The following is a 10351-nucleotide window of genomic DNA, read 5'->3' as shown; positions in this document are numbered from 1 at the left end:
ATTTTGTAGTTCCCCATAGTGCAATTTTTAATCACTGAGAACAAGTCTTTGAGGAGGAAATTATGGCTAGTATTAAACTCTCTGAATTGCAAGTAGCTGGTTCTGAATTATTCCAAGATTCCGAAAGTTTTCTCAACGAAATGAGCGATGCTAATTCTGTTTATGGTGGTGGTAACGATTATGTGAGCGATGCTTCTACTCTCACAAAATTAGCTGAAGCCTTTGTGAATACCTATGGTATTGGCCATATCGGTTATTTAGCTAAGTCCTACAGCGATGGCTACGGCTACGGCTACTAATAGTCTTTCTTGTAGTGAACGACTGAGCTAAATGGCTCTCCTGGGATCAACGGTAAAAGTAATTTATGTAATTCACATATATCTAATTAACATAAGTTGACTATTTTACCAATAAACCAGGAGAGCCAATAAAAAAATCAACAAAATCTAATTTTTACAGCATTAAATAAATGGCACGAATTATTATTGCTGACCTGCATCCTATTGATTCAGAAGTATTTATCAATGAAGTCAATAATCAGGAGTATCAAGCAGTATTTGGTGGTGTAGATGGTTCTAGTTATCAAATTCTAAATTTTGGTGTTAAGACTCTTGAATTTATGCTTGTAATTGCGGCTATTGATGCTATTTCATTTTTAACAACCTCATTCATAAACAAAGATTATGAATTGACTGGTAGAGACTTTTTATTAGAAAGTATGTACAATATTCAAGAATAAGTATGATTGTTAAATACGGAAGCAAAAATAAGGATTTTTCTGGAAAAATATCAAATATTATTGATTAAAATTTTTTCATTTTCAGTAAAGCTATGCCATTTCTTTTAAGTTCTCAAAACGTTTTTCCTTATCTCATTTCCCAAGGAATTTGTACTCAAGCAGAACAGTCATTGAGTAAAATTGAGTTAAAATCTGCCAAAAATTTTAATTTATTAGTTAGCTTCCCCGATGGTAGTCAATTGTTAGTAAAACAAGAACGTCTTAACCGAGAAGGTAGAACTCGTGGTGAGTTTTTAGATGAATGGCAAGTTCATAATTTTTTCCAAACCTTCCCAGAAGTTAGTCATCTACGCTCATCTTTATCAGAAGTAATTCATTTTGATGCTGAAAATTCCATCATTGTTTTTAATTATCTCAATAACTATCGGGATGTAGCAGAATTTTATGCTAAGGAGAATTTATTCCCGACTAAAATTGCTCGCTCAATAGGAGAAAATTTAGCTTCAATTCATCGTTTAACTTTAGACCGTCAAGAGTATCAGCAATTTTTCCAAAATTCTGAAGTGATCACACAGCCAACAAATTCTCAGATGAATGGGGGAGTAAATAGAATTACACCAGAAGTATTTGGTCACGTTACATCTGATGGGTTGAAATTCTTTGCACTTTATCAACGTTACGATAATTTAGGAAAAGCGATCGCCAATTTGAAAGAGGCTTTTCATCCTTGTTGTTTAACTCACAATGACCTCAAACTTAACAATATTTTGCTTTCTTTAAATTGGGAAACAGCAGCAGAAAGAGAAATATCCTCAAAATTTTTATTGCCTGATCAAGATGATCAAATGATTCGTTTAATTGACTGGGAACGTGGTTCTTGGGGAGATCCAGCCAATGATTTAGGATCAATAATTGCTAGTTATTTACAAATTTGGCTATATAGTATGGTAGCTAGTAGAACCATACCCATTGAAGAATCTTTGCGGTTAGCGGCAATTCCTTTACATCTAATACAGCCTTCCATAGCAGAATTAATGGCTACTTATTTAGCTAACTTTCCCGAAATTTTAGAGTGTAGTCCTGAGTTTTTACAACGAGTTGTACAATTTACCGGTTTTTCTTTAATTACATCTATTCAAGCTAAATTGCAACATGAAAGAACCTTTGGTAATTCGGGTATCTGCATTCTTCAAGTCGCCAAAAGCTTATTGTGTCGTCCTCAAGCATCTATGACCACAATTTTTGGCATGGAAGCCTCAGAATTGATACCTACCAATTTATCAATGACTGTCGCTTGATGAGGAGTCAGAAGTCGTAGGGGCGAAGTAGGGGCGAAGCATTCGGAAAATAACCTTTTCATAAAATTGATAATTGATTGCCTTCGGCACGCTACGCGAACGCCTGAATGCTTCGCCCTTACAGGAAAATAACCTTTTCATAAAATTGATAATTGATTGCCTTCGGCACGCTACGCGAACGCCTGAATGCTTCACCCTTACAGGAAAATAGCTTTGGACAAAAATTGATAATTGGTCGTCCGAATGCTGATGCTTCCAGCACGCTTCGCGAACGCCCGTACAGGAGTCAGGAGGTAGAATTTCTTTAATTTTGACTTTTGACTTGATACCTCCCCACCTCGCCACACCCTACACCCTACACCCTACACTAGAAACTATGCAACTATTAGATTCGGTACAGTCTCAACTTGCAGAACTGCCCCAGCAATTGCAGACATCACTAGCGGATATTGTCAATAATATTACAATTGAATCTCACCACTGTATCAAGCATCCAAAGTACAAATCTTTAGAATTGCCAGAGTCAGTGATCCCTCGCTTTGAGAAGTTACCACTGGAGATGCAGCAACAGCACTTAAAGTTACAATTGCGTAATTTTATATACAGTGCTTATTATAACGTTGCCACAAAACCTGACCAAAATCCTGATGACGAGGAAAGCAATAGTAAAGTAAACCAAAATCTTGAAAATAATAGTTTATTCGGAGTGGATTTAGAATTCTATGATCTTTTGCATACCAGGAACAAAAGTCAAGGCTACTGGAGTCATAGCTGGCAGATAGTCAGGGAAGAAACAGATGGCAGTTTGGCAGTGCATAAAAATGGGTTAACACTGCACGTTGATCCTAACTTGCATCTGTTACCAACAAAGCAAAAATTAACTGTTGGTAAGTTTGTATCTATTAAAATGCCGAAGAATTTGGTGCAGAAGGGATTTTATATGGCGGTAGCAAATGCAGGTTCCCAAAATAATCATGAGATTACGCGAATTTACTTTAACTTAACACCTGAAGGGGCAGCAGCCGTGATGGAAAGTTTAACAGAAGCACTAAATAATATCGACATTTCATTTTCGTTTAAAGCACTATATAATCCTGTCGATTATCGACGTTATGACTCAGCCGTGCTTTACTTTAACAAAGGCAAATATGAGCTAGTTCACCCAATATTACCAAGAATATATGAGGAAAATAAATCCTATTTTCAAGAGCAAGTACCTTTGTTTACTAAGTTATTAGCACCGGGGTTAGCTTGCGCTGAAGAACCAGAGCAAAAATTTGGTGATCAGGAAAGTTTTGGTACTCATCGCTGTCAAATTATTGCTAATGGTTTAATAGCAGCTTGGCAGCAAGGTGATCATAGCCCAGAAGGTCGTATGACATCTATTATTCAGCAATTTTCTGCGATGAAAATTGACTTACAAAGTCCTTATCTTAATCCCCGTTCTCAGGATATTTACACTCCTTTGTTTTAGTTGCACTTAAGAGCATTTAGCATCTGTGCTAAATGCTAAGGATTTTAGCATCAGTACCGTTGATAAATTTGTTTGGCTTCTCATTTTAGAGGTAATGGTATGATTCAAGAAAATTTTGAGCAAAATCAACAATTAGATAAGATATTGAAAGACGCACAGTTTCAACAAATTATCAAAGCTATTATCCTTGGTAAATATGCCTGGGCTTGCGTTTTATTTCTCCACTTTGCTGGATGCGACCCTCTAGACTATATACCCCATGAAATTTATAGTCAATTAATCCAAGATCACTATATTTTTACTGGAGATAAGCAGCATTTAAAGCAGGATAAAAAATTAGAATTTTCTGGTTTAAAGGTAAATTGGGGTAAATTTACGAGCAGTAAACATAGCTCAAATTAAATTTTGGTTACTCATAAATATATCCCCGACTTCTTTGAGAGGTTGGGGATATTAACATGAACATTAAAGTTCAGTTAAGCCTATTTCTCGCAATGAATAAAAAGCTAGATACAAATCATAGGTTTTCAATTCTTTACTCATGGGTTGTTTTGTTATTTATAATTGCCTTAGCTGGCTTCGCTGAATATTTGTGTAGAAGATTTTTGTGGAGAAGATTGATAGTTTTTATCTTCTTCTAAATTGGCTTTTATTTCTAATGTTTTCACTTGTTGTTTTAACCAATTTGTAAATAAATCACCTATGATTTTCACCCGCATCTGTTCATTTAATTGGGGTTTAATAATTTCCTCTACCATAATGATATGCGCTCCTTGAGATGTAATGATTGGTTTGATAATTTGGGGGGGGTTGGCTGCAAAAATAGCGGCGGCTATTTCTGGTCTAAAATCACTGCGTTGGCGCATACCTTGATATCCTCCAGCACGACGAATTTCGGGAGTTTGAATATATTGACGAGCAATTTGGTGGAAACTGATTTCACCTTCTTGCAAAGCATAAAATATTTCTAAAGCTAAATCTTCATCATCTAATATCACTTCATAAGTTACTGCGGCGGTGTAGTCGAGTTGGTGAGCATAAAAAAATGGTTCAACTTTATCTGCAAATAAATGCTCGGCTAATTTTGCAGATACTAAGTTAGTATGGGCGATTTCTTCAAAGTTATCCAAAGAAAGATAATGTTTATTTAACCATGCCCAAGTGTCTTCTGCTTTAATCAGTTTGTTGGCTAATCGTAGGCTATCTGCTGCTTGTTGTAGTTCTTCTGTTGTGATAGTAATATCTTCTTTGATAGCAGTATCCGCAATTATTTTTCTAGTGGCGATCGCTTCTAGTACATTAGGAATTTGGCAAGATATTTTAACATGGTAAAGAATATCCTCAGAAGAAACGCTGATAAATTTTGACATCTTCTAATTCTCCATTATTAATAATTGAGGAGTCAGGAGTAGTTTTACTCTTGACTCCTGACTCCTACTATATTAAAGGTCTAAACCATTCTTTTGCAGCTTTTTGAACGGATCTAAAATAAAGTCAATAACGCGACGTTGACGCACAATAACTTCTGCGGTTGCGGTTTGACCTGGTGTTAAAGGAATACGTTTGTTACCAGCTTGAATATAAGGTTGTTCCAAGGCAATTTCTAACTCATAAGTTTCTAAGCGAGTGGGGCTATTTTCTGGAATTTTAGCATCAGGTGAAATCCAGGTAACACGCCCTTGCGTCACACCATATTCCTGGAAAGGATAAGCATCAAACTTGATTTTTACTGGCATTCCTACCTTCACAAAACCACTTTGTTGACTGGGCATTTGTGCTTTCAAAATTAAAGTAGCACCTTTGGGGGCAATTTGCGCCAGCATCTGTCCTGTTTGCACAACAGAACCGGGTTTTTTCACAGGTAATTCAAAAATTGTGCCATCAATAGGCGATCGCACTACTCGCTGTTGTAATTGCAATTCCAATGATTTAATCTGACTTTTGGTTTGAGTAATTTCTGATGTCACTGAAGTAATTTGTGTTTGTAAATCTTTCAGTTGTTCCTGATTTTTCAACAATGTTAATTTACCTGCTTGTACAACACTTTGATAGCTACTTTCCTGTTCTTGTAAACGCAGTTTTGCTTGTTCAATATCTGACTTAGCTTGAGTCATCATTGAGTTATATCGGCTTACATCTTCCTGAAGACGCAACTGAGATTGTTTAATATTAGCTTTAGCTTCTTCTGCCAACCTTTGACTTTCTTCTGCTGTTTTTTCTATTTCCACAAATCTAATTTGAGGAATTACACCTTGCTTTAAAAGTTGACGATATCGAGCAACTTCTAATAAATCTCGACTTAAACGACTTTTAGCTAAACGATGGGCAATTTGGGTAGAATTGATACTCTGTTTTGCTTGTTCAATTTGAGCGAGTCTTTCCCATTGTTGCAGATTATATGCACTTTGTTTAGCATCCAAGTTTTCTCTTGCTTGATTAACTTGAGCGAGTTTTTCTAATTGTTGGGACTGGTTTTGTTGTTCTTGGATATTTATCGCCAGTAATACTTGATTTTTGAGTAATTCTAATTGAGCTTGGCGATTAACTAAACCTTCTAATTTAGCTTGGGTTTGTTGCATTTCTGTTCGCAAAACTTCAGAATCTATTTCTACTAAAACCTGTCCAGCTTGAACTGTTGCACCTTCTTGAACATTGACAGCAATAACACTACCAGTAACTGCACTATCTAATGTTTGGGTTGCACCTTTGGGTTCTATTCTACCACTAGCATTTCCAGTTTCATCAACTTGAGAAAACATTGTCCAAGGTAAGGCTACTGCTGTAAAACTAACTAGTAAATAGAGCATTGAGCGTGTCCAGGCTTTAGGTAAAGCATCTAATAATTCTTCCGTACCATAAAACCAATCTTTTTCTGTAGTTGCTGTCTGTTTTTCCTGTTGAATATCAGCAGAATGAGTTTGTCCTGATATCAAAATGGCTGAGGATGAATTGTAAGTTGATTGTGGCATATTTTAATTATTTGTCAATTTGTAAGGTAGAAAATGATTTTTTCAAGTAAGAAGTCAGGAGTTGTAGGGGCGACGCATTCGGAAAATAACCTGTGATAAAAATTGATAATTGTTAGCCCGAATGCTGATGCTTCCAGCACGCTTCGCGAACGCCCTTACAGGAGTCAGAAGTTAGAATATTTGTTTGTAGCAGGAATCCACAGGAGAAAGTTTTTTCATCAACAACCAATGACTCGAAAACTTTCATTTATACTGAACCCTGAATCCTTACTTTTTTCAAGCCAATTTATATGAAAAAGCCCTTTGATTTTTAAATAAATTCAGTTGAAAATCCAACATACATATTAGAGACGTTGTATGCAACGTCTCTTGATTTATATTGAAGATTAAGGTGATTGGTGATTGGTGATTAGTGATTAGTGACTGGGACGAAAATCAATAATTACCTGTTCCCTATTCCCTATTCCCTTCTTACTGTCACCTGTCACCTGTCACCTATTTACTGACTTAACCTGTAGCGGCTAGTTGTTGTTGATTGAGATAATAATAATGTCCTTTTTTAGCAATCAATTCTTCGTGAGTACCGCTTTCCACTAAAACACCGCGATCTAAAACTAAAATCAGGTCAGCATTACGCACAGTAGAAAGACGATGGGCAATAATTAAACTTGTGCGTCCTTTAAGGATTTTTTTGAGATTGTTCTGAATAATTCTCTCAGATTCAGCATCAAGATGACTGGTAGCTTCATCTAATATTAAAAGGCGCGGATTTCCTAATAATGCACGTGCTATGGCTAGGCGTTGGCGTTGTCCTCCTGATAACATTCCTCCACCTTCTCCAATTTGGGTTTCATAACCCATTGGCATCCGTTTAATAAACTCATCTGCACCTGCCAATTGTGCTGCTTCAATAATTTCTTCTAGACTGGCTTCGGGGTGAGCTATGCTGATATTTTCCCGAATTGTACCACCAAATAAAAATGTTTCTTGGTCAACAACTCCTATTTGCGATCGCAAGGATTTTAAGGCAATACTAGTCACATCTTGATTGTCAATTAATACTCTACCATCCGTCGGCAGATATAACCCTAAAATCAATTTAGAGAGTGTGGTTTTTCCTGAGCCACTGCGCCCAACTACGGCTACAGTTTGTTTAGGTTGAATTTCAAAACTTAAATTTTCTAGAATGTTAACCTCGCTGTCTGAATGATAGCGAAATGTCACATTATCAAAACAAATTCTTCCATGTAATCTTGGTAAATTTTGCCGGGGTTGTATTGCTAAATCTTCTTCTACTTCGGCTTCTAAGACATCATTAATCCGCTCGGTAGAAACAATCACTTCTTGTAATTGATTCCATAATACAATTAACCTTTGAAAAGGTTGAATAATGTTGCCCAATAACATATTAAAAGCCACTAATTGACCAATAGTTAATTGATTTTGAATCACTAACCATGCTCCAAACCACAATAAACCAGTGGTAGCTAGGGATTGAATGGTAGAACTAATTATTTGCAATTGGTTGCCGATTACCTGAACGCTAAAATTTTTCTTAGTCAAGTTATTTAGCAATTCTTCCCAATGCCAACGCACTGTTTGTTCAATAGCCATTGATCGAATAGAAGAAATGCCAGATAAACTTTGAATTAAGTAACTATTTTCTTTGGTTACCGCACCAAAGACTTCACGGCTCATGCGTCTTAAAAAAGGCGTAGCAAAAAAAGCTAAACAGACAAAAGGTGGAACTATTGCTAATACTAACAAAGCCAAAGGTGGACTATACCAAAACATCAAACCGACATAGATAAACACGGTCAGCAAATCTAAAATAATAGATAATGCTTCACCAGTAAGAAACCGTTGAATTTTTTGATTTTCTTGGACGCGAGAAACAATATCACCGACGTAACGCGACTCAAAAAATGACAAAGGTAAACGAAATGTATGTTTAATAAATCCCACCAACAAAGCTACACTAATTTTATTGGCTGTGTGGTCTAATAAATATTGTCTGAGTCCATTGATGATAACACGAAATAAGCCAAAAATTAGCAAACCAAACCCAACAGTATTTAAAGTAATGGTGCTACCTTGAACAATGACTCTATCTAATAATAGTTGAGTAAATAAAGGTGTCACCAGTCCAAAAACTTGAATTAATACCGAAGCTACAAATACTTCTAGTAATACCTGAAAGTGAGGTTTAACTAAATCAAATAACTGCCAAAATGGTGTATTCGTTTCTGGGGTGTCTTTGAGTGATTTTGTCGGTTGTAATAACAACGCATAACCAGTCCAACCGGCTTTAAATTCCCCGATAGTGAGGGTGCGTTGACCAATAGCAGGATCAGCAACAATTACCTGTTTTTTGGTGATTTCATAGACAACGATGTAATGTTTACCTTCCCAGTGGGCGATCGCTGGTAATGGTTGTTGTGCTAATTTATCTAAACTAGCTTTTACTGGACGAGTAGCAAAACCAATACTTTCAGCCGCAGAAGTTAAACTCCGCATAGATGCACCAGCACGGTTAACATTAGCAAGTTCCCGCAAGCGATTTATACTGAAATTTTTACCCCAATAACGGCTAATCATCACTAAGCAAGCTGCACCACAATCAGAAGCACTTTGTTGTTCAAAATATGGGTAGCGTTTGCTAATTTTGCGCCACCAATTACTGGCGGTGACAGTAGGACTAGGAAAGTATTTTTGGCGTTGTTTGGGGCGTTGTTTCGATTGTGGTTGAGGTTGGTTTCTCGGTTGTGGAAATTGAATGACATTGGGATTTTTGGGTTTAACTTCGCGCTTGATCGGTTCGGTAATTGGTATATTTTCTGCTGCAATTAATGTACTAAGTTGCGGCCAATGTTGTATTGCTTGTTGCCAATCAGCTTGACGTAAAATGTAAGCTATTGTTGGTTCTGTTGCTTGCCAATTTTCCTGTGGGGGATTTGCCAAAATATTACCAGGTGTTAATTTTGTACCTTGAGCATTTTGTAATTCTCCCTGCCTTACTAACAACAGTTTAGCATCTTTAATGATTTGGGAATTGACAGTACCAATGTCTAAATTTTGTTTGGTAAATAAGGACAATGCTGTTAACATTTCCTCTACTGATTCATGGCGGGGAATAGCAGAGTTTTGGCACAATAACAGCAGTGTATCCCAAAGTTCTGCCTTCAGGAATAGGCGCTCCCATACTGTCGAAATCTTATTAATTACCTCCTGGGGAAGATAACCTATTTTTAAATTCATAGAAGCTCTAGCTACATAATTGCTAAACTTCTGTTCGGGAAAAAGTGTCAACTCTCCAAATGATGAACCAGATGTTAAAGTCGTAATTAAATTATTTTCACCATCTAATAGTCTGACTTTACCAGCCAAAACTAAATAAATTCCTGGTGCTGCGGTGGCTGATTGCCAAAATTGCTTGGCTATTGGTGGTTCAATAATTTCTAAGGCTTGAATACAATTTTCTAAGTCTTTTTTAGACAGAGAATCACCCAAAATTTGGGTAATTTGTGCGGCTAATTGTTCCTGAGAAAAAGTTGATGTCATTTTCTTACCTCCCAAGTTTAGTTATTGGTCTGAATTAAATTAAATGACCAATTGAAACTAGGTTCGGAGTTAGATTGCAAATCGCAAATGGTGATATTAGCATCCTGATTTGACAGATTTTTTTGTTGTTGGGAACTTTTGAATTTGGTAGAAAGTCCCATTTGTTTAAGCAAGCGATTAATGTGGCGATCGCTAATTTCAATTCCTAATTCATTGGCTAAATGTTTACTCAACCATTGAGCAGTCCAAGATCCAAAAGCATAGCCATATTCACGGGGACTATGAGTTACCAATTCTTTCAATCTTTCAA

General features: G+C 36.5%; 9 protein-coding genes. 5 read left to right on the top strand and 4 right to left on the bottom strand.

Annotated features, from left to right (window positions below; genetic code table 11):
• Positions 1-62 precede the first annotated feature (62 nt).
• The 5 genes from FFR48_RS21055 (at position 63) to FFR48_RS21035 (ending at position 3913) form a co-directional block, all read left to right on the top strand.
• Positions 63-299: a hypothetical protein gene (locus FFR48_RS21055; protein WP_096569973.1), complete on the top strand. Its 237-nt coding sequence runs from the start codon at positions 63-65 to the stop codon at positions 297-299.
• 170 nt (positions 300-469) lie between these two features.
• Positions 470-739, top strand: coding sequence for a hypothetical protein (locus FFR48_RS21050; protein ID WP_137668723.1), 270 nt, complete (start codon positions 470-472; stop codon positions 737-739).
• A gap of 92 nt (positions 740-831) precedes the next feature.
• Positions 832-2037 (top strand): protein kinase family protein, encoded by a 1206-nt coding sequence (locus FFR48_RS21045; protein ID WP_137668722.1) that lies wholly within the window; start codon positions 832-834, stop codon positions 2035-2037.
• A gap of 376 nt (positions 2038-2413) precedes the next feature.
• Entirely contained in the window at positions 2414-3511 is a 1098-nt protein-coding gene (locus FFR48_RS21040) for a T3SS effector HopA1 family protein (RefSeq protein ID WP_137668721.1), read from the top strand.
• A gap of 99 nt (positions 3512-3610) precedes the next feature.
• The gene (locus tag FFR48_RS21035; protein WP_137668720.1) at positions 3611-3913 is read left to right on the top strand and encodes a HetP family heterocyst commitment protein; all 303 of its coding nucleotides are present in this window, start codon (positions 3611-3613) and stop codon (positions 3911-3913) included.
• Positions 3914-4080: 167 nt separating this feature from the next.
• Here FFR48_RS21035 and FFR48_RS21030 read toward each other — a convergent pair whose 3' ends face one another.
• The 4 genes from FFR48_RS21030 to FFR48_RS21015 all read right to left on the bottom strand — a co-directional run.
• Positions 4081-4881 (bottom strand): peptidylprolyl isomerase, encoded by an 801-nt coding sequence (locus FFR48_RS21030; protein WP_137668719.1) that lies wholly within the window; start codon positions 4879-4881, stop codon positions 4081-4083.
• A gap of 72 nt (positions 4882-4953) precedes the next feature.
• A complete protein-coding gene (locus FFR48_RS21025) occupies positions 4954-6480 on the bottom strand; it encodes a beta-barrel domain-containing protein (protein ID WP_137668718.1) in 1527 nt (508 codons plus the stop codon).
• A 507-nt stretch (positions 6481-6987) separates the two neighbouring features.
• A complete protein-coding gene (locus FFR48_RS21020; protein WP_137668717.1) occupies positions 6988-10041 on the bottom strand; it encodes an ABC transporter transmembrane domain-containing protein in 3054 nt (1017 codons plus the stop codon).
• Between the two features lie 17 nt (positions 10042-10058).
• A partial coding sequence (locus FFR48_RS21015; RefSeq protein ID WP_137668716.1) for a helix-turn-helix domain-containing protein occupies positions 10059-10351 on the bottom strand: 293 nt, incomplete at its 5' end.

The organism is Sphaerospermopsis reniformis, from assembly GCF_005402885.1.
Lineage (GTDB): Bacteria > Cyanobacteriota > Cyanobacteriia > Cyanobacteriales > Nostocaceae > Sphaerospermopsis > Sphaerospermopsis kisseleviana.
The sequence above is the reverse complement of the archived record's forward strand: the minus strand, read 5'-3'. Positions and strand labels throughout refer to the sequence as shown.

Coding starts and splice junctions, on each gene's coding strand:
- FFR48_RS21055 (WP_096569973.1), top strand. CDS start 63: ATGGCTAGTATTAAACTCTCTGAATTGCAAGTAGCTGGTTCTGAATTA.
- FFR48_RS21050 (WP_137668723.1), top strand. CDS start 470: ATGGCACGAATTATTATTGCTGACCTGCATCCTATTGATTCAGAAGTA.
- FFR48_RS21045 (WP_137668722.1), top strand. CDS start 832: ATGCCATTTCTTTTAAGTTCTCAAAACGTTTTTCCTTATCTCATTTCC.
- FFR48_RS21040 (WP_137668721.1), top strand. CDS start 2,414: ATGCAACTATTAGATTCGGTACAGTCTCAACTTGCAGAACTGCCCCAG.
- FFR48_RS21035 (WP_137668720.1), top strand. CDS start 3,611: ATGATTCAAGAAAATTTTGAGCAAAATCAACAATTAGATAAGATATTG.
- FFR48_RS21030 (WP_137668719.1), bottom strand. CDS start 4,881: ATGTCAAAATTTATCAGCGTTTCTTCTGAGGATATTCTTTACCATGTT.
- FFR48_RS21025 (WP_137668718.1), bottom strand. CDS start 6,480: ATGCCACAATCAACTTACAATTCATCCTCAGCCATTTTGATATCAGGA.
- FFR48_RS21020 (WP_137668717.1), bottom strand. CDS start 10,041: ATGACATCAACTTTTTCTCAGGAACAATTAGCCGCACAAATTACCCAA.